This window comes from Chitinophaga rhizophila (assembly GCF_019492185.1).
GTDB classification, from domain to species: domain Bacteria; phylum Bacteroidota; class Bacteroidia; order Chitinophagales; family Chitinophagaceae; genus Chitinophaga; species Chitinophaga rhizophila.
Genome location: NZ_JAICCF010000002.1, coordinates 962052 through 982060, shown reverse-complemented (window position 1 = coordinate 982060; position 20009 = coordinate 962052). Strand labels below are relative to the sequence as shown.

Genomic DNA, 20009 nt, shown 5'->3' with positions numbered 1-20009 from the left:
ATTACGCCGTAACTTTGCGCCTCACTAAAGCGGGAATTTTAGCGAAATGAGAAAAAAGGTAAAGCGCCAGATGCGCAGGGTGCGGTATGTCTTGTACAAAGAGACATTACTTGACTTCAGGGAACATTTTTGGACTTTTCTGGGCGCATTCACCGGAATAGGCCTGATTGGATTTTTACAGAGTAAGTTTCTGGATCCTGCAGACAATATCTTCCTCATCGGCTCTTTCGGAGCTTCTTCTGTACTTATATATGGTATTATTAACAGTCCGCTGGCACAGCCGCGCAACCTTGTCGGCGGACATGTAATCTGCGCCCTTGTCGGAGTGACTGTGCACAAGTTAGTGCCAGGGGAACTCTGGCTGGCCGCAGCACTGTCTGTAGCCTTGTCTATTGTACTGATGCAGATTACCAAAACGCTGCATCCTCCTGGTGGAGCCACGGCGCTTATCGCCAATATCGGTACTGAACGCATTAAAGACCTGGGGTATTTCTATGTTTTAAGTCCGGTGTTGTCTGGTGTACTGATACTGCTACTGGTCGCGCTGATCTTTAACAATATGACCTCTCACCGCAAATATCCGCATCGCCGGCTCTGGCATATTGCCAGAAGAAGGCATGTACATGGCGGACATTAATATGCAACAATCCACTCAGGAATATTGCCGGGCAGCAGGCGATGCCGTCCGGCAATATTCCTATATATCGCTTTATCGTGATAAGCAGCCCCGGTATATACTTGTTCCTTCTATCCCCAGCAGGAAGGATGATCCGCTTTATCAGGCCCCTGATACATCTCCCAATACCCTCTCCGTTCAGTTGCTCAGGAAGAAAGCCATTTTATGGAATGAACAGAATGAATATAGTTTGGTAAAATGACCTGAAATGATCAAGCACCGGATGTAATAAGCCCCTAATTTTAAGCCCCTTAGTAATAACCATTCACAATAAACCATGAAACACACCACAGCCAGTAACCGTTTTCTCCTCTTTTCCATGCTGCTGACCTGTATAGGCTTCGTTAGTTGTTCCAAGGATGACGAACCTGCACCTGCCTATACAATGGAACAACTGTACGCCAATTCTATTGCCGATGCCATGATTGCAGACAGTTCTGAAGTCGTAGACTCCCTATGGCCCATTACTGCTGAAAATACCAGGCTTCAATGGAAGACCATCAACGGACAGTCATACGTACTCATGGCAACATTTATGCGCTTCCCGGATAGCTACCCCGAAGGAGACTCTATCACCAATACCTGGGGAGATGCATGGCTTTTCATTCCTGCACAGATGAAAAGCAGGATCGGGCAAACCTTTAACGCCTCTTCCGATACCACCATGCGTATCTGCCAGCTACTGGGATTACCGCCAAAAAACAGCCGCAGTAATACCCACATCGCAGAAATATGGGTGCCCGCAGCCCGCCTGAACCGGCCGGCAGGTAACCCCTCAATAGTAGCTAATACTACCGGAGCCGCACTTGTCAGCACCGTACCGCCGGCATATGCTACCTGGTTCAATAACTATATCATATATGCCTATTACCATACGCTCACTTCCGCAACGGACTTCCATTATCCATGGACAAGATTAGGTTATACCTATGATTGGGCACCGGGGTCAAAAGAAGTAGGCTTAAGCGAATATGTCCTGCAGGCATCGTCCGGATGCTGGGTAGAGAAAGTGAGAACGTCTGCAGACTATTTCAGATAATCAGGAGTCAGTTAAATCAGATAGTAAGGTCAAAAGCCATTTAAGATGTATTTCTTAAATGGCTTTCTTTTGTATACTTTAATAACATCCGCCATTAGTGGCTTTCAGTATATCTGTTGAAGTTGTCCAGTATTGCCTGCCAGCCATCACGTTGCATCTCTACAGGATTTTCTTCTTCAGTCTCAAAGGTCTGCACTACCTTGGTACTGTCTCCCATAGTGGAAAAAAGAACGCTTACTTTTCTGCCGTCCCCCAGTGTATATTCTATCAGCTTATTCTCTTTCACATCTGTATATTCTCCTCCGAAATCGAAACTGAAACTGCCATCCTTCGCTGCCATAGTTGTACTGAATTTACCGCCTGTACGCAGGTCATTCTCCGCCTTTGGCGCATGCCAGTCTTCAGAAGCGAACGCCCACTGGGTAATATGCTCCGGCTTATTCCAGTATTCCCACACTTTAGATACCGGAGCCTGAATAGTCGTTTCTATCGTTACGGCAGTTCTGTTTGTTGTTGTCATAGCAGTATGTTTTAATGTTTTTGATCGTTATTGTTAACAATGCAAACATACACTGCCTCCATCTCTCTAAGGAGGGGTGAAAAAGACAAACAGGAGGCGATTTACGACCCCGGCTATCAAACTAATTCTTACCCATTGTAACAGTCTTACTATTAACCGGGTTAAGCCTTACATATTTCTGTCCGTCAAAACTTATCTCATAATCAGATTGGAAATGAGTGCTTTTCCGGTAATAGTCGGTTGTAATGATCTGCGCACCTGATGTACACGCAGCCTCAAAACTGGATCTGTCATTCAGCCTCGCTTCTCTCGTATCTGCATCTGCCCTGGTACGTACAATATACCCTTTTGCTACCAGCGTTGTAATTTCCGGCATTGTCGGATTATTCCTGAATAACATCGCCGCTTCCGGTGTACCTGGGTCAGCGTTGGCAAACATTATCCGCCCTTTCAAAGATGGATGGCCTGCTATATATAAATCCCTCTTTGTGTCCTTATCATCCAGCAAAAAAACGAATTTCCCCCTGGCTGCTTTTAACGAAGGCCAGTTATCCTGCAGAACTGCCTCTTCCAGGGTTTTATATTTCCCCCTGACCATATCCGGGGTAATGATACGGGACTTGCCAAGCCCGGCAATCAATGCCTTGTCCAGCTCCTCGAACGTATTAGCTGTAAATGGTTCGGGAACAGTCATTTCCGGATTCCTGGAAGCTCCATCCTTGGGTTCCAGTGTAATAAACACAGGGGCATGATCTGGATGTTTTTCCGACCAGGCCCTGAGTTCGGCCAGGGTATTCTTCAATGTAAGGTTGTCATTCCGGAAATCCAGGTCAGGAATATGCAATACCTTAAACCCCGGTTCATTCATCCATCCTTTCTCATCAAAGGGTGGTTGCCCTTTTGCCCACTCCAGTCCTTTAGGATGTGCAAAACGCCCGCCTTTCTCATCTGCATAGACATCTATTTCAAGATTGCGAAGTCCCATGTCCAGCTGCTCGGTCAGACTAATATGCTCATAATCCAGTTTACTGGCAGATACTGAATCCCGCTGCTGAAATAGTCTGAACAAGGCCGGGTCAATCGCCCTTTTATAGCTGTTATGCGATCCGATGACCTGTATCCTGTTCATCTTAATATTATCTGGTATCTCATCTTTCAGCAGGCAGATAGCCAGCCCTAATACAATTCCTGATATTATCTTCATACTGATTCGTTTATCCTGACAGCTAATGGAGGTACTGCCTGAAAAGTGAATATGCTGTTCAAAAATATGATCTGTACACAAATGTATTAACCCTGAGCGGAAGGATCAATGCACTTTACAATAGCATAACAATTCCTTTAAATAACAATGCCCGTTCCAACCGGAACGGGCATTGTTATTTAATATAGTAACTAAGATAACTTAGAAACGGTAGCCGATAGTCATACGGAAGTTACGACGCGCTTCCACGATGTAGCTGTAATAACCGCTTGCATTCGTCGGGATAGACGCTGCTGTCAGCAGTTTACGGTTATCTGCCAGGTTATTCACCAGGAAAGAGATGTTATATTTTCCTTTGGAATAGCTCAGACCTGCATCTGTACGGAAGTAGTTAGGCACATTGTATACCTTAGTAGCTCCTACCGCACGTTCTGCCAGCCACTGCATACCTGCTGATGCACCGAAACCAGCCAGCGGACCTTTACCTATGCGGTAAGATAACCAGGCGTTTGTAACGTGTGCTGCAGTATTAGGTGTGATGTTACCTACTGTAGTATTTGCTTCAGTTTTGTTAGGCGCATCTTTGGTTACTTTAGAGTCAGTATAAGCATAGTTAATATTAGCATTCAGACCAGTGAATATTTCACCGCTGATGTCTGCTTCGATACCCTTACTTACTGTTTCTCCCAGTGCTTCAGATACATCTGCACCACGGCTGTCTCTGATACCTAGTGATACTCTTGCATTCTGACGCGCAATACGGTAACCGGTCAGGGATGCCACCCAACGGCCATTGAACCATTCTTTCTTAATACCTGCTTCTATATCGTTTCCTTTTACAGGCTGGAACGCTTGCAGATTGGAATCCAGTCCGGTTTGTGGTACAAAAGACTGATCATACAAAGCATATACTGATGTAGACTTGTCGATGGAATAGCTCAGACCAACTCTTGGTGTAACGATGTCGTTAACAAGACTGGCAGTTTTTGTCTGACCTACTGTCTCTGCATGAGTGAAACGTAGTGCCAGGGAAAGACGTAACCTGTCATTGAAGAAGGCCAGCTCGTCCTGTACATATACTGATGTATAGTTTACAGAAGAGATATAAGCGCTTGCTCCGGCTCTTGTTCTTACGCTTTGTGAGCGGTCAATAACCGGAATAGAGTCGAATGGAATGCCATATACCGGGTTGTATACATTGAATTTCTGTCCGCCTCTCAGACCAATGCTCTGGTCCAGTGTACGGAAATCGCCCCAGAACTTCTTGTTACCCATATCAACACCTGCCAGTATTCTGTGTCGAACGCTACCAGTGTATTCTTCACCGGAAAGAGAGAACTGACCAAATCTGTTCTCACCAGCCTCGTCTCCGATACTGAAATAACGATCCATATCGCCACTTTCTGTCACGCTGTTCGCCCACATACTGTTAGCTACCATGCTGAAGTTGAAATAAGCAACCTGCGCATGCGCCTGCCACCTGTCATTGAATTTGTGGTCGAGGTATACATATACGCTATGATCTCTCAGACGGCCTGGCTCCAGTGAAGGGTCGCCGTAGAAGAAGTCATTACCAATACCTTCGTCCAGCAGTTTCTTCTTGGAGAACTGGTAGTTACCATTACCCAGGTATTTGGAACCCTGGAAGGTATACTCCAATGTTACAGATGTCTTGTCATCTACCAGGTACTTCAGTACCGGCGCGATCATATAACGGTTGCTATAATTGTATTTTGTGTAGAAGTCTTTCTGCTGACCAGCCATATTCAATCTATACAGCAGCTTACCATCTTTGCTCAGTTTACCATCCAGGTCAACTGCTGCACGGTAAGTACTGAAGCTGCCCATGCTCAGGTTAACGCTACCCTGTGTAACACCGGTAGGCTTTTTAGTTACCACATTGTAGAAACCACCTGGTTCGCCAGCTGCCAGCATAAAGCCTGCTGGACCTTTTACAAACTCTATACGGTCAATCATAGCAGCATCTTCGGCGGTAGGGCCCCAGCTTGCTTCGATGTTCATACCGTTACGGAACGCAGGAATCTTGGAACCTCTCATGCGGATCTGCGCATATTGGTTATCCCAGTGACCTACACGGGTGGCACCACTTACGTTACGGGTGATACCGTCTACGATATCAAAGGTCTGCTGATCTGCCAGCAATGTTGAAGATATTACCTGGATATTCTGTGGTATTTCCAGGATAGGCGTTTTCAGACGCAGTGAATTGGAAACGCCATCCGTTTTATATTTGTTTCTGGCACTGTTGATAATCACTTCCTGCAGCTGCTGGTTAGTAGCTTCCAGTTGGATATCCACGCTCAGGATCTGATCTTCTGTCACATCTACCTCTTTGGTAATGCTCTTATAACCAATCAGCATTACCTGGAGGGTATAATGCCCTGGTTGCATTCTCTTGAAAACAAATTCACCATTCTCATTGGTCATTGTTCCCTTATTCTTTTCTTTTATCTGAACTGCTACGTAGGCTACAGGTGCACCATCTCCGGTTAATACCCGACCCCTGATAGCTGACAGAGGCTCGTCAATTGCGAAAGCTGGAGATACCGCGAACATGGTACAGAGGAGGACGCATAACAGTCCATGGATCCGGTTGAGTTTATTAAACATATAAGCTGATTAGCTGAGAAATATTGTAAATGCGCCGCAAATCTATGCAGGCACAACTGGTTACGTTTATGCAATCGGGAAAATCATTTACGCAAAACGGAAAACTGCCCTGTTATAGGCGTATTTTTACAATATTGTATCATTTACAGCTAATAAACCATCAATCGGTTAGTGCGTCCAGTCTAAATTACGTACATCAAACTCCAATACCTCCGTGCCATTGCCAGCTATCTCTACCTCCACTAACAACGTATCAGTTTTCCTGATTCGAGCTATCAACTGCTCCGGATGAGGAAAATACAATCTCTGACGGGAACCGTTTTTGTCGCCGCGTACAGCCAGCATTTCCGGTTTAAGTTTGTCAAAGCGTACCCTTACCTTTTTCCCGCTGGTGAAGTACGCCGGAACAAATGTGCCCTCATAGAGATTCACATATACCGTTGTAGGCTGATCTGCCTTCTTATACAGATAAAGGCTGGGGATCGCAGAGGTATAGTTGGAAGAACTGACGGATGTATACCTGCCCGAACTACTGCGCGAAGGGCCGGAAGCATTACCATTTCTCCATATACCGGAATATTGCCCGGAACCGTTACGGTATCCGCTTTTATACCCCTGATCATACCCTTTACGGTAGTCATGATGCCTGGTTTCCCTGACAGTAACATTGATGATTTCCCGGTCAGTTTTTATACGGAGGTTGCCGTTTGCCGGACATTCTGCAATGTATGACACGTCAGATGTCATCTTGTCCTCCCCGGTTCTGTAATACCAGTTCCTTTTAGGTCCGTATATCCCATATTCCCAAATAGTATCTGCCCGGAGTTTACTGAGAGAGTCAGCCGCAGTCATTTTGGATACAGAAGCGGGTTCTTTTGCTGTCTCCATATTACCGATGGTGAATATTATTCCAATGATAAAGGGTAGCACTATCAATACACCAATGGATATCAGGGTCCATTTGAAAAACTTACTCATAAGTAGCAGGGAACTATTTCTTTTACGAAAGATAGTCAAAAAGACAGTATTGCCGGTAAATGAAGGATGCAGCAGCTGTTATAACGCCGGTTACTGAATGGCAAATGACCGAAGCAGCATGTTCCGTTGGCATGATTTTCTAACTACAGTAAGAAAAACGTTATGGATAGTATTAATCGCCAGCAGCCTGAACTTAATCACCTGGACCTTCAGGGTACAGAGGCTGCAGAGAAACTTAAAGAGCTGATCAGTAAATCTGAAAGCTGCTTTTTCTGTACCCAGATCCGTACGGGAAAGCCCTTTGATACAAGACCCATGGCCGTTCAGAAGGTAGACGAAAACGGTGTTTGCTGGTTTCTCAGCGCTACCGATAGCCATAAAAACGAGCATATCGCTGCTGATCCTGCTGTACAATTGTTGTTTAAAGGGAGCGATCATTCCGACTTCCTGACAATATACGGTCATGCCACCATCAGCCAGGATAAAGACAAGATAGAAGAGCTGTGGGAACCAATCTTCAAGACCTGGTTCACAGAAGGACAGGATGATCCGCGTATCTCTGTCATCAAGGTGACACCTGTAGACGGGTATTACTGGGACACCAAGCATGGACAGATAGTGGCATTTGCGAAACAGATAGTAGGGGCTCTTACTGGTCAGACATTGGACGACTCCATTGAAGGAAAATTGAAATTATAAGCAGTATTTTACAAGGGCATCCTGTCAGCAGAATGCCCGTTAAAAAAGATACCCGGTTGATGTTTGATCGTCAACCGGGTATTATGTTTTTTAGACTCGTCAGAATGTAAATGTAATCGGGTCTGTAATCAGGCTTTCCCTTGCACAATTGATCCGTACTTTAGCCGGTTTCCCGATACAAGGCCCCAGAAAAAGCGTATCAATGTTGTAGTCCCTTCTGATATAAAACAGTTTAGCGCCTCTTGGCTGCTCATTAACACTAATGACCGTACTGTCAGCTGTATACAACTGAAATGAATTATGCGATGCACCGTATAATGTGCCGGGTTGCTTCCCGTCAAGCAGTTCGCTTTCTTCCACCGTTCCGCCAGCACTGGCCTTTGCCAGCAGCTTATTATCCAGTACAAGCCGTACATAATAAGGCTGTGCTGTAGTAGCCGCGGCCTGACCCTGCGCAAGAGCTTCATCCGCAGTATGCCTGCTTGCTGCCAGTGCCTGCCTGCGTACTGGTTCGGGAAGCATCTCATAGGTATATACCGTACCGCTTTTGATCAAGCCTTTGGTATATATCTTTCCTGTTTTTGCAAATACTTCTTTTGCCATTTGTTCATCCGTTTTCTGGTGTATCCTGGCTAGTTCCGCAGCGGTCATCGCGGGTTGCTTCGTAGGGGGATGCCACGCATTGATGACCAGCAAAGCAGCTACAAAAGTAATGGTGTAGATAACTGCAGATTTAAGTCTTGTCTTCTTCCCTTTTAACCAGAACAACGATTTACCGGGAGATAAAAAGCCCAACACAAATAACAACAGGGAAATACTGACTAATGAAAACAGGAACAGCTCAAAGAAATGTTTTGCAGGGGACATAACGTATATATTGAGGTTTTGGTTGACGTGCGCCGGAATAAGATAAGTCTCCTCTAATATACTGAATTTATTGTTGTATACCATGGACCGCTTCTCTCTCCAGGCGGTCATTATCGCCTGTATGAACGTATCTCTATTACCCGCTTACATGACCAGCGCGTTACCGGCAGCAACACTGGCATCGTTAAAAAACAGCCGAGGAGGATGGCCACCACTATCCGTTCAGACAACTGTATTACCCTGCCCGCTATAGATCAATGTGTCCAGATCATTCCCTGTGGATTGATATGCCAGTGATATTTCTGGGCCTCCCCAAAGGTTTTGAAGTCCTGCTTTTTACCACTTACAATCTCTTCATATGCATAGAACATCTGCTTTGCAGCAATCACTGGAGGCATACGCCCCACGCCGGTACAGAGTCCGGGAATGGCTACCGACTGGATACTGTTGTGGCGATTAGCGGCTATCAGCAATGCCTTCATGGCCAGGTAGGCATTCACAGAAGTGTCAATATTGAAATTAGTAGGAATACGCATGGTAGGAGCAGAGATCAGGTAAGGAATCTGCTGGTCACCAGTTTCCAGTACTAACGCCTGACCAATCAGCAATTCCCCTTCCGGAGAAGCCTTGATCTTCGCCTGAAGCTCCTTTTCAAGATGCCAGCCTAACCTTTCAGACAAAGCATAGTCCAAGGAACCATCCATAAAGCCAAAGGAGTTCGCCGGACTAACCACTGCATCTACAGACAGCTGGGTAATGTCTCCTTCCATAATCGTAACATCAGGTGCTGCTGCGAAAAATTCTCTCCAGGCATCAACAAGTTTAGGGTTCGTGTCAATCAGTATATATTTCATAGTCGGGCATCTTTTATTATCGACATTGTTAGCCATACGCCTTATTAAAGGCGCAGACCGGCCGCTAAAAATAAGGAAAGTTTTTACGTGCAGAATCATGCTTATCAATTCCGGTGACCTTTATATTACCTGCACTCTATTATTTCAGTCTGAATGAGCAGTTGCAACTCAAGGATATCACTCCACCAGGGAGATAGTATTATTGATGATTTCAAGCAAGGAAGCATCTGCATATCATTTGCTCCTTGCCAGGAGCAAAATGATATTAGATTTGTCGTCGGCTGCAACAAGTTTTTTCTCAATCCGTGTATTTAAAACAACTGATATACGATCTGATATATTCATGGAAATATCTGCTATCTCACGCAGCTTATGTATCGCTTTATCTTATGATAGCATTGGTTTGTCAGGGAATGGATTCCCTTCCTGCTGATTGCCTCCCGCTTTCAAAGGCTTCCGATCAGAAACCACTCTCTATGCAAGCACATTTCCTGCGCTGCCAATCGTTATCAGTTGCGCCTGTGTAGATGCAGACTTCCGGATCGTTCTTCCACTTCCTTGCATTGTTCAATGTCTGGATGACTTGTAATCTGCGGTAAATTCAATTTACACGATGTCACCTGGCGGCTAACAGCCACCTGATTTATATTTCTATTGATTATGAGAGTGTTAGGGGATTGGCGTTTTGCTGATGATATTTTGCTCCCTGGAGTGGACGAACAAGGGACGAACTAGCGGCGAAGAAGCGACGAACTAGCGACGAAGAAGCGCGTATGTTAAAATAGTATCAGGAACGAGGCAGATGATCAGGTATTCCATTTCAGTATGTTTTTCAATACCTTAATGGCCTGTTTCGTATCCATTGATAATCCGTCAATTATATCCCGGAGGCCCTGTTGCAAACCTTCCAGATTGTTTTTTTCACTTTTCCAGTCAATAAACCGTACCCCTTGCGGACTCTTAGCAAATCCCTGCAAAAACTCATACCGGGGATGGTAAAAAAGTGCTTTGATTTGTTCTTTCAGGTCTTTTACCTGGTCTTTCAGGGTTATATTATATAAATGCAGCTTTTCATTGGTCAGGTGTTCAGGATGGGTGTCTTCCTGTTGTATCCAGTTTAATTCCAGCTGCAGCATGGTCAGCAGATCGCCCTGGTCCCTGGCGATGGTCAGCTGTTTCATGAGTTCTTCCTTTAACTGAATCCTTGCAGGATCCTGTTCCAGGTCAGGATGGAACACTTTAGCCAGTTGCCGGTACAGTTGCTGTACATTTTGCCGGCGGGCCAGCTCCAGCAATCGTTCTTTTTCCTCTTTCTGCAATTGTTTTTTTGACTTGCGCTGACCTCCGGAGGCAGTTTCGAGGTCTGTCGTCTTCATAGGCAGTGTTGTATCGTCATCTGCTGTATCCTTGCCAGCAGCCGCTGTTGCTGCTCTCAGTTTAGCAAGGTATTGCTCCGTAAGATCCTGGTAGGTAACGTCTGACAGCGAATTGAATATGTCGAGTAGCGTTGCGTCAGGATCCTCATGGTAACGGAATATTTCGTGCAGCTGATTGAGAATCAGCAGGCGTAATGCTTCTTTTTCGTGGCCGGATAAGCCCTTTGAGATCATCATAAACTCATTCATCAATACTACCGCCTTTGCCCGCAGACTAATAATCTGCTGCATCAGCGGGTATAGGTGTTTGATGTAATGTTGCAGCTGCTTGTCCAGCAGGATGTTGGTCTCCTTTAACTCCTGACGCAGTGATGCGATCTGCTGTATCAGTTTATTGAATGTCTGTTGCTCTTTGCTAAGGCCGGCTTTTTCTGATTTCCCTATAGTGAGCGCGCCGGTATGTTTATTGGACTCCTGCTGCATATGATATCCTTAATGGTGACTACCCGAACCGGGTAAAAGTACGAAAGAAAGGGGGAACAGTGGTATATGGCCAGCAGATATCAGCGGATACAGGCTGTATATCGGTTATTATTATACAGAATAGACACATAGCGGTGGATAATACGAGGGCGGCTGTATATCAGGGCAGCTGAAGCACCTGTTGCAGCTGTTGAATGGTATGATCTGGAGACAGCGACAGGCATCTTTAATAATTAAAGGTAGTCTGATGTATCATATGTCATGTGGTTGCCCGTCTATGTTAGCTGTAAAGATCGTATTTTTCGCAGATCCTGAGCGTCATAAATACTAAAAGGATAGGGGAGGGGAAAGAGGTGGATGTGTGCATAAATAGATGCCATTGGAGGTGATGAATGGTGTCAACAGGTAAGCTACTATGCCAGATTTGTCGTGTTAGATGGGTGACTGGATCAGCAGGACTCAGTATCGACGTCCCAGGCTGTGATCGAGACATACTGATTGTATTGTAACTTTTTTTTACAAAAAATTAACTTTTCTATGAATATATATGATAATTGCCTGTCAGGAAGAAGCTAATTTTCTGATAGTTGTCGCTGCAATCGTTGCTGAGTGGACACCTGTATCCGAAAAAAGGACGATTTTGTCTGAATACATCTAACTGATATTTTATTCAAACATCCACTGATAAAAGTTATTTTTTCGTAAAAAAAGGTCCCGTTCTTTGACCATTCTTGTATAACAGTTGGTCAAGCCCTATATTTGCGACAGTGGAAATAGTGAACATTTTAAGAATTTCGTCAGTCAAGGGTATTATGTGGATGCTGTTAGTAACGGTGTTTGCTGTAAAGTCCTGCGATTTTCTTTTTGACCACTACGCCGCCTTTAAGTCATACGATATCGAGAATACAAGTGACGAATCTCAAGCCCCTGACACGGGTGAGGATTGCGTTAAAAAGGGCGCAAAGAAGCTTTTTTCTTTTTTTGAGGACGATATAAGTTTTGCATCTGTTACCTGGCCCACACCCTTATCAATTCACTGGTGTGTGTATAGCTTTTTTATCTTTAAGGAGCCGCTCAGGGATGTTCTCACACCGCCTCCCAACCATTTTTTCGCCTGACATTACTGATTTAAATACTGCTAATTTGCAGTGATAGGGACAAGTTTTCCTTTGGTTTATACTGCCACGGTTCGTAAGCTGGTACACATTTGTGAATTGCTGTACCTGTTTTTCCTGTACTTATCCTACCGCTGTACCTTTGCATTAAAGAAGTGATGCTGTCGCACTGATCATCAATTTATTATCTGATAACAACATTATTTTATGAAGAAAAAGAAGCATGCAAATGCTCCTTCGCCCTGGCAAAGGCTGGTGAGTTTGTTACATCACGAACGTAGTTCTATTAATTACATATTTATTTACGCGGTCCTTATAGGTGTTATAGGGCTGACGTTGCCGCTGGGTACAACAGCAGTATATAATCTGTTGTCAAACGGCTCTATGTACAGTTCTACGTATATATTGATAGCTGTGGTACTGTTAGGAGTAATTATTGTCGGCGCACTGTTGATTGGCCAGCTTACCCTGGTTGAGTTCCTGGAGCAGAAGATATTCGCCAAGGCTTCCATGGAGTTTGCCTACCGCTTACCGCGTATCAAAAAGGAAGAGCTGGATGGAGAACATCCGCCTGAACTGGTGAATCGGTTCTTTGATATCCTCACCATCCAGAAAGGACTGACGAAGCTACTGGTAGATATCGTGGCCGCTGCCGTACAGATATTCTTTAGTGCCATCCTTCTGTCCTTCTATCATCCGGTATTTATGGCAGTAGGGTTGTTTGCCATATTGGCAATCGGGCTGGTTATCCTGCTGTATTACAGACAAGGTGTACAGACAAGTATTGACGAGTCAGGATATAAGTATGAACTGGTGGCTCACCTGGAGGAAGTTGCAGGTGAGCTGGATAAATACCGTGGTAATCCTGAGATGATGAATAAGGTTTGCAAGACTGCCGATGAGATTACTTCCAGGTACCTCATGGCACGTAACAGCCACTTTAGTGTGCTGAAAAAGTTCTTTATCAGCTCAGTAGCCTTGAGAACCATCCTGATGGGTGGTCTATTATTGCTGGGAACGTTTTTCGTAGTTGAAAGGCAAATGACGTTCGGACAGTTTGTGGCTGCAGAGGTGATCGTTGTGCAGATAAGTTATGCGGTAGAAAAACTAATGACGAACCTTAATACAGTTTTTGACATGGTTACCGGTAGTGAAAAGCTGGCTGTTGTAACCGATCTGGAATTAGAAGAGGGAAAATAAAATGGGAAAATTATCACATAATAGCATACATCATCATCAAATGGAAGCGTTGGCTGAGAGGTCACAGGGGGAGCTTATCGAGGTAAAAGGGAAGCGAACGCTTGGCAGGATTATTACTTTTTGTCTTATCGTATTTATCATTATTCTATTCCTTCCATGGCGCCAGACCATTCCTGGAAGGGGTACTGTAACTGCGTTAACGCCTGAAGACCGTCCGCAGACCGTACAGAACCAGATAGGAGGCCGTATCGAGCGCTGGGCTGTACATGAAGGCCAGGAAGTGAAGAAAGGAGATACGCTGCTTGTTATTTCGGAGACCAGCCAGTCTTATTTTGACCCGGAACTGCCACAGCGTCTGGATGAGCAGCTGGAAGCTAAGAAAGGTAGCGAGACCGCTGCAATTCAGAAGATGGAGGCTACAAATGCGCAGATAACTGCGTTGACCAGTGGTTTGCGCTATCAGTTATCTGCCGCTGAGAATAAGGTGCGTCAGGCTGAGAACTATGTAGAGATAGACAGTGCAGACCTGGTGGCAGTACAGAAGTTCTACGAGACGTCAAAAGCACGGTTGGAACGTTACGAAGCAGGTTACAAAAATGGCCTGTTTTCGCTGACGGATATTGAGACGCGCCGTTTGAAACTGCAGGAAGACAATGCGAAGGTGATTGGTCAGCAGAATAAGCTGAATAACTCAAAACAGGGACTGCTGAATGCGAGGATCGACCTTGACAATATCAGAGCCAAATACCAGGAGTCTTTGGCAAAAGCTCAGTCAGACCTTAGCTCTGCATTATCCAGCCGGGCAAGTGTGCGTGGTGAGATCGCGAAGCTGCGGAATGACATTTCCAATATCACTATTCGTCGTGGGTTATATATTGTACGCGCACCACAGTCAGGCTTTGTCGTAAAAACGCTGAAGGCCGGTATTGGTGAGAACATCAAAGAAGGAGAGTCTATTGTGACCCTGCAACCACTGAGTCCACAGGTTGCTGCCGAGTTATATGTTGACGCGATGGACGTTCCGCTGATCCTGGATACAAGCGACGTCCGCCTCCAGTTTGAAGGATGGCCGTCTGTACAGTTCTCCGGCTGGCCATCTGTAGCAGTAGGTACTTTCGCGGGTAAAGTATGGGCCATTGACCGCGTGAGCAGCAATGGTGGTAAATACCGCCTGCTGATCAAACCAGCTAATCCGGTACCTGAGAATGACGAACCGTGGCCGGTGCAGCTCAGACAGGGATCTGGAGTATATGGACGCATCATTTTACGTTCCGTACCATTATGGTATGAGATCTGGCGTCAACTGAACGGATTCCCGCCAAGTCTGGAAAAAGAGCCTTCTGAGAAAGCGACAGATGGTAAGAAAGGATAAGGTCGTGTACATTTTTATATAACATGATGATGAAATTAAAACGTTATTTAACTGCCAGTCTGTTTGCATTGCTGTTGCTGCAGGTGAGCGCTTCTGCGCAAACCGGGCAGTCCGGCGATACGGCCAGGGTGTTTGCACTAAAGGACCTGGAGGAGATTGTTTTCAGCCATCATCCGATCGTAAAACAGGCAGCTTTATTAAGCGAGGCAGCAAGGGCCAACGTACTGCAGTCGCTTGGGTATTTCGACCCGGCGATTAAAGCAGCAATGGGACAGAAATTCTTCGGCAATACAGAATATTATAATAACTGGGGCGGTGAACTGAAAGTGCCTTTATACATTGCAGGCGCTGACCTTAAAATAGGATATGACCGTAACGTGGGTACTTATACAGCACCCGAGAAACGTACGGGTACAGACGGTCTTACCGCTGTTGGCCTCACAATACCGCTTGGTCAGGGTTTACTGATCGATGCCAGACGTAATACGCTCTGGCAGGCTAAAGCTATGTTGAACTATGCAGAGGCTGACAAAGTAAAACAGATCAACAGTGTATGGTATACCGCCGTGAAGGATTATTGGAACTGGTATTATGCCTACAGGGAATACGTGCTGGTGAAAGAAGGGATTGAGCTGGCTACAAAGCGGTTCAGAGCTGTAAGTAACCAGACCCAGTTAGGCGATAAGCCGTCTATTGATTCCGTAGAAGCTAGTATCACCGTACAGGATAGAGAGATACAGCTGGCGAAAAGTGTGATTGAAGTACAGAATGCTATGCTGGTACTTTCCAACCACTTATGGAATGATAAAGGTAATCCGCTTGAGTTGCCGGCTAACGCAGTACCAGAGACGGTAGACCAGAATATCAATCTTCCGGGCAGAAGTCTGTTAGATACGCTACTCGGTCAGGCAGACGACGCACACCCTGAGCTGGTAAAGCTGCGGGCAAAAGGAGATCAGCTGGATATAGAACGCCGCTACCGGCAGGAGCTGCTGAGACCTAAGGTTAATCTGACAGGCGCACTTCTTTCCTCACGCAGGGACTTTGGTTCACATATACCTGAATATTATGATTTTAAATGGGGTAACTACAAAGTAGGAGTAGAAGTAGCATTCCCGCTGTTTTTGCGTTCAGAGCGGGGTAAGTTAAGAGAGGTTAAGATCAAACAGCAACAGTTGAGTTACGATCTGATTCAATCCAGCCGGGAGATCGGGAACACTATTACAGCCTCATATAATAGTCTGACGGCTTACAAGTCACAGCTGGCAGTACAGATTGCAAGTATCAGTAACCAGGAGAGGCTACTTACGGGTGAGATGCAGAAGTTCGATCTGGGAGAGAGTACGCTCTTTCTGATCAACAGCCGCGAAACCAAGCTGATTGATATGAAGATAAAGCGTGAAAGTATGATATCAGGCTATCAGAAAACATTAGCAGAATTGTACTATAAAGCCGGAACAAGGCAGATGCAGAACAATTTTTAAGCTGCAGATAGCCTGAAGAAGAGACTATATGACCATGGATCCCGGTTGCTGTTGTAACCGGGATCCGTATTTTATGTTAGTATCAGCACCAAGCCTCCGGATATTCCCGGAGGCTTGGTGTTATGCAGTATATCAGTTAGGGAATGATCCGCTCCTGGCGTAATTGCTCAAAGAGTTCAAAAAAGGAATCCCGGGTGCTTTTATAGCCTGTAAATCCTGCCTTCCTGCTTTTAGACATATCCGTCATTACCTCAATGGGCCGTCCCAGATCAAGGTCTGTATGCCATGCAGAAGTCAGTTTATTCATATCTGGCTGAATCAGTGCATGTTCGGCGGCAATATCTTTCCATATGGAGCTATAAGCACTTAATCTTCCATCAAGGGGGCGCATTGTTTCATTAAAACCCTGTGCTGCTATACCAAACCAATCAGCAATTTGGTACCATAAAGTACTCCACCTGAATACATCACCATTGGTGACGTTAAACGCCTCGTTATGTGCCCCTGGAGTAGTGGCAGCCCAAAGTAGCTGTTCTGCAAGTATACGGGCATCTGTGACGTCAGAAATGCCATTCCATTGCGCAGCAGATCCTGGCCATATAAAGGGTAGATTTTCCCGCTTGCAGATGCTGGCATATACTGCCAGTGTAGTACCAAGATTCATGGCATTGCCTATAGCCTTACCGATGACAGTATGAGGCCGGTGGATGTTCCATGTAAACCCGTCTCTTTCGGCAGCGGCATATAATTCGTCTTCCTGTGCATAATAGAAGTTATCCAGGGTAAGCCTGGGATGTTCTTCATTGACAGGAGTAACAGGCAACACCCCAGACTTTACATATGCATCAAAGGGACCGAGATAGTGTTTCAGTCCTGTCACAAGGCTGACATGGCGTACAGATTGATAGGGCGATAATACCTGCAGCAGATTGCGTATCAGTGCGCTGTTTATACGGATGTTTTCGGCTTCTGTATCATGCTTCATCCAGGTGGTGAAAAACACATGACTGGGGCGTATGTCTTTTAATGCATCAGTTAGTGAGGCTGTATCCAGCAGGTCTGCAGCTACAGGAATCAGTCCTTTGATATCTGACCTGGGAGATCTTGACAGTCCGTAGGTCTTCCACTGATTGGCTATCAGCAAGGTTGAAAGGTTACTACCGGAGATGCCGCTTGCACCAACAACGAGGGCTGTTTTATCTTGGCTCATCTTATTTGTTTTGATGCAAAGCTATCCTGGGGGAGACGAAGACAGCTTGATCTCAGGCAATAAATACCCTTGATCCAGATCAAGGATGTTTGTTGCCGGTATTATTGCGCTTAATTCTGCTGATGGTCTCGGGTGCAAGGCCCAGATAGGAAGCAATCAGTGTCTGAGGGATTCGTTGTATGATCTCAGGGTGATATTGTACCAGATGCTGGTACTTTTCTTCTGCGGTGTGCGTAATGGAGCTCATCAGCCTGCGTTCCTTGGTGATGATACTATTCTGATACAAGATCCTGAAGTAGCGCTCCATGATAGGAACAGATGTTAACAGTCTTTCATAATCAGCAAGCGTGATCTGGAGAACGGCAGTATCTTCTATTGCTTCGATATTCAATGTGGCCGGAGTTGCAGACAGAAAGCTATAAAAATCAGATACCCACCAGCCTTCCCAGCCAAACAGGTTAATATGATCTTCCCCTTTATCATCTACGTTATACGATTTAACAAGCCCCTTGGCAATAAAGGTAAGCTGTCGGCAGGTTTCTCCTTCCTGCAATAGGAATTGCCTACGTTTTAGCTTCTTCGGGCTGAAGAATGTCTTAATCATCTCCTTTTCCTGCTCCTGCAAAGATATTTTAGCTTCAATATGGGAGAACAGCGTGTCCAGCATCAGGTGGTATTTAGATTGAATATCAGTAACAAAGAGATTTATCAGGCAAATTTACGAAAAGTAGTAAGGCGCATAAGCAGCGGTAGTGTGTCAATACTTGTCAGGAGGTAGTTGTATGGCAAAGCTATTTGAATATCTTTATAGTATTTACTAAAACCTTAATATGTCTGTCGTTGGTAACAGTGAAAGGCCCGTCTGAATAAGTGTCAGCCTGCTGGTAACAACGAATACACTACTATCCGGAGGGGCAATACGGAGCTGAATCATTATTAGAGTATCCTGGAAGGCAGATCTTCTATATGCCTGTCTGGTTGTCAACCATCCATTGTATGTAGCTGAAATGGATGATAGTGCACAATTATCTGGATAACTAATCAACAGAATGATAATGAATACACCACAAACTGAAAACAGGATTTCGAGGGATAAAAATGTGCTTGTTGTACTAAGAGAGGCGCTTGCAATCAACGTAGAGTTGCGTGACCTCATAGATAGGTTCTGCGGAAAGGTAGTCTATAGTATGTCTGACATTCCGGCTGCTTCAGGCAAAAGAAGGATATATGCGTGTGGGGATATCAGTGCGCTGACAGAGAAGATTGCTGAGCTACTTGTGATCAGGGAGCTGTCAGATAATTATGAAGCATACCAGGCCGCCAGTGTCACGCTTGGAGAGGTGCCGGTGATAGTAAGTAATGCAGGAGTATATTTCAGGAAGTTCTTTACTGATGATACCTACTTTGAAAAGATTAAGTCCGAGCATCAGTTTCAGGAATTGACAGAGTCCAATAAGCCATCCAAAGCTTTCAGAAAGGGCATCTATCTTTCCAGGGTCACCAAAGAGCAAGATCAGGATGGCAAAGAAGCTTTACACTACCGGCTGTTGCGTTGTTCAAGTAATTTAACCGGCCCTACAGACAACTTCAGGACTACCGATCATAAGATCATCGACGCATTGAATGCCGCTGTAGACTATACCTTTGAAGACAAAACAACATTGAATCATGTACTGGCGCAGATATATGAGAATAAAATGAAAGGAGATGGTGTTGACAAGGAAGTTAAATCAAGAATTAAGGCGCACTCAGATAAGACAAAGGATATGCCGTCTAACGGACTGATTGCTTTCTGTACTTTTTACGATAATGCGGATATAGCAGGCCTGAAGCCCTCAGCAACTGACCGGTATGACAGGTGCTACAAAGAGGTAAGCGGATTTACCAGGCTTCATTTTAAATTAAAGAATACAGTTACTGATGAATCATTGGAGAAAGAATTTAGCGTAATATTGTACCCCAACTCTGTATTTACGATTCCACTATCTACAAACAGACTATATACTCATGAGATAAGACCTTCTATGTTAAACGCCGACAGGATTCCCACAAGGATGGGGTATGTTGTACGTTGTTCTAATCTGGAGGCTAAGTATGTGGATAATCAGGCCTATATACGGGACAATGATACGTTCATTCCACTGGAGATCATGACGCCCGAAACCCAGCAGGAGTTAAGGGATACTTACTATGAAGAGAATATCTCAGAAAAGATGGTAAGATATGGTAAGACGCATTTTAGTATGAATGCAGGCGATTATGAAAAGCCAATATTCTGATCCAAAAGAAAGACTAATAAGT

General features: G+C 45.0%; 18 protein-coding genes. 9 read left to right on the top strand and 9 right to left on the bottom strand.

Annotated elements, in window-relative coordinates:
* Window positions 1-46 precede the first annotated feature (46 nt).
* The 3 genes from K1Y79_RS12985 (at window position 47) to K1Y79_RS12975 (ending at window position 1715) form a co-directional block, all read left to right on the top strand.
* Window positions 47-637 carry an HPP family protein gene (locus tag K1Y79_RS12985; protein ID WP_236059587.1) on the top strand — a complete coding sequence of 197 codons (591 nt, stop codon included), beginning with the start codon at window positions 47-49 and terminating at the stop codon, window positions 635-637.
* Window positions 624-878 (top strand): hypothetical protein, encoded by a 255-nt coding sequence (locus tag K1Y79_RS12980; RefSeq protein WP_220250476.1) that lies wholly within the window; start codon window positions 624-626, stop codon window positions 876-878. The genes K1Y79_RS12985 and K1Y79_RS12980 overlap by 14 nt, the downstream gene beginning before the upstream one ends.
* 75 nt (window positions 879-953) lie before the next feature.
* Window positions 954-1715, top strand: a complete 762-nt coding sequence (locus K1Y79_RS12975; RefSeq protein WP_220250474.1) for a hypothetical protein — start codon at window positions 954-956, stop codon at window positions 1713-1715.
* A 94-nt stretch (window positions 1716-1809) separates the two neighbouring features.
* On the opposite strand, the gene K1Y79_RS12970 is transcribed toward K1Y79_RS12975, so the two are convergent.
* From K1Y79_RS12970 to K1Y79_RS12955, 4 genes are all read right to left on the bottom strand, one after another.
* Window positions 1810-2235, bottom strand: coding sequence for an SRPBCC family protein (locus K1Y79_RS12970; protein WP_220250472.1), 426 nt, complete (start codon window positions 2233-2235; stop codon window positions 1810-1812).
* A 121-nt stretch (window positions 2236-2356) separates the two neighbouring features.
* Window positions 2357-3439 carry a phosphatidylinositol-specific phospholipase C1-like protein gene (locus tag K1Y79_RS12965; RefSeq protein WP_220250471.1) on the bottom strand — a complete coding sequence of 361 codons (1083 nt, stop codon included), beginning with the start codon at window positions 3437-3439 and terminating at the stop codon, window positions 2357-2359.
* A 201-nt stretch (window positions 3440-3640) separates the two neighbouring features.
* On the bottom strand, window positions 3641-6070 hold the full coding sequence (locus K1Y79_RS12960; RefSeq protein ID WP_220250470.1) for a TonB-dependent receptor: 2430 nt from the start codon (window positions 6068-6070) through the stop codon (window positions 3641-3643).
* Window positions 6071-6238: 168 nt separating this feature from the next.
* Window positions 6239-7048: a hypothetical protein gene (locus K1Y79_RS12955; RefSeq protein ID WP_220250469.1), complete on the bottom strand. Its 810-nt coding sequence runs from the start codon at window positions 7046-7048 to the stop codon at window positions 6239-6241.
* Between the two features lie 162 nt (window positions 7049-7210).
* Between K1Y79_RS12955 and K1Y79_RS12950 the strand changes: the two genes are divergently transcribed.
* Window positions 7211-7747: a pyridoxamine 5'-phosphate oxidase family protein gene (locus tag K1Y79_RS12950; RefSeq protein ID WP_220250468.1), complete on the top strand. Its 537-nt coding sequence runs from the start codon at window positions 7211-7213 to the stop codon at window positions 7745-7747.
* 99 nt (window positions 7748-7846) lie between these two features.
* Here K1Y79_RS12950 and K1Y79_RS12945 read toward each other — a convergent pair whose 3' ends face one another.
* Window positions 7847-8614, bottom strand: a complete 768-nt coding sequence (locus tag K1Y79_RS12945) for a hypothetical protein (RefSeq protein WP_220250467.1) — start codon at window positions 8612-8614, stop codon at window positions 7847-7849.
* An 82-nt stretch (window positions 8615-8696) separates the two neighbouring features.
* Between K1Y79_RS12945 and K1Y79_RS12940 the strand changes: the two genes are divergently transcribed.
* Complete coding sequence (locus K1Y79_RS12940) at window positions 8697-8867, top strand: hypothetical protein (protein ID WP_220250466.1); 171 nt, start codon at window positions 8697-8699, stop codon at window positions 8865-8867.
* A gap of 1 nt (window position 8868) precedes the next feature.
* Here K1Y79_RS12940 and K1Y79_RS12935 read toward each other — a convergent pair whose 3' ends face one another.
* A complete protein-coding gene (locus K1Y79_RS12935; protein WP_220250465.1) occupies window positions 8869-9468 on the bottom strand; it encodes a macro domain-containing protein in 600 nt (199 codons plus the stop codon).
* A gap of 806 nt (window positions 9469-10274) precedes the next feature.
* Window positions 10275-11327, bottom strand: coding sequence for a hypothetical protein (locus K1Y79_RS12930; protein WP_220250463.1), 1053 nt, complete (start codon window positions 11325-11327; stop codon window positions 10275-10277).
* 1322 nt (window positions 11328-12649) lie between these two features.
* Here K1Y79_RS12930 and K1Y79_RS12925 point away from each other — a divergent pair.
* The 3 genes from K1Y79_RS12925 to K1Y79_RS12915 are packed head-to-tail and all read left to right on the top strand — an operon-like array spanning window position 12650 to window position 16498.
* On the top strand, window positions 12650-13642 hold the full coding sequence (locus K1Y79_RS12925; RefSeq protein ID WP_220250461.1) for an ABC transporter transmembrane domain-containing protein: 993 nt from the start codon (window positions 12650-12652) through the stop codon (window positions 13640-13642).
* A gap of 1 nt (window position 13643) precedes the next feature.
* Window positions 13644-15014 (top strand): HlyD family secretion protein, encoded by a 1371-nt coding sequence (locus tag K1Y79_RS12920; protein WP_220250459.1) that lies wholly within the window; start codon window positions 13644-13646, stop codon window positions 15012-15014.
* A 23-nt stretch (window positions 15015-15037) separates the two neighbouring features.
* Window positions 15038-16498, top strand: a complete 1461-nt coding sequence (locus tag K1Y79_RS12915) for a TolC family protein (protein ID WP_236059586.1) — start codon at window positions 15038-15040, stop codon at window positions 16496-16498.
* A 136-nt stretch (window positions 16499-16634) separates the two neighbouring features.
* Here the strand turns inward: K1Y79_RS12915 and K1Y79_RS12910 are convergent, their stop codons facing one another.
* Both K1Y79_RS12910 and K1Y79_RS12905 read right to left on the bottom strand, forming a co-directional pair.
* Complete coding sequence (locus tag K1Y79_RS12910; protein ID WP_220250457.1) at window positions 16635-17708, bottom strand: SDR family oxidoreductase; 1074 nt, start codon at window positions 17706-17708, stop codon at window positions 16635-16637.
* A gap of 79 nt (window positions 17709-17787) precedes the next feature.
* Complete coding sequence (locus tag K1Y79_RS12905) at window positions 17788-18375, bottom strand: Crp/Fnr family transcriptional regulator (RefSeq protein ID WP_220250455.1); 588 nt, start codon at window positions 18373-18375, stop codon at window positions 17788-17790.
* Between the two features lie 388 nt (window positions 18376-18763).
* On the opposite strand from K1Y79_RS12905, the gene K1Y79_RS12900 reads away from it, so the two are divergent.
* A complete protein-coding gene (locus tag K1Y79_RS12900) occupies window positions 18764-19987 on the top strand; it encodes a hypothetical protein (protein WP_220250453.1) in 1224 nt (407 codons plus the stop codon).
* Window positions 19988-20009: the final 22 nt, after the last annotated feature.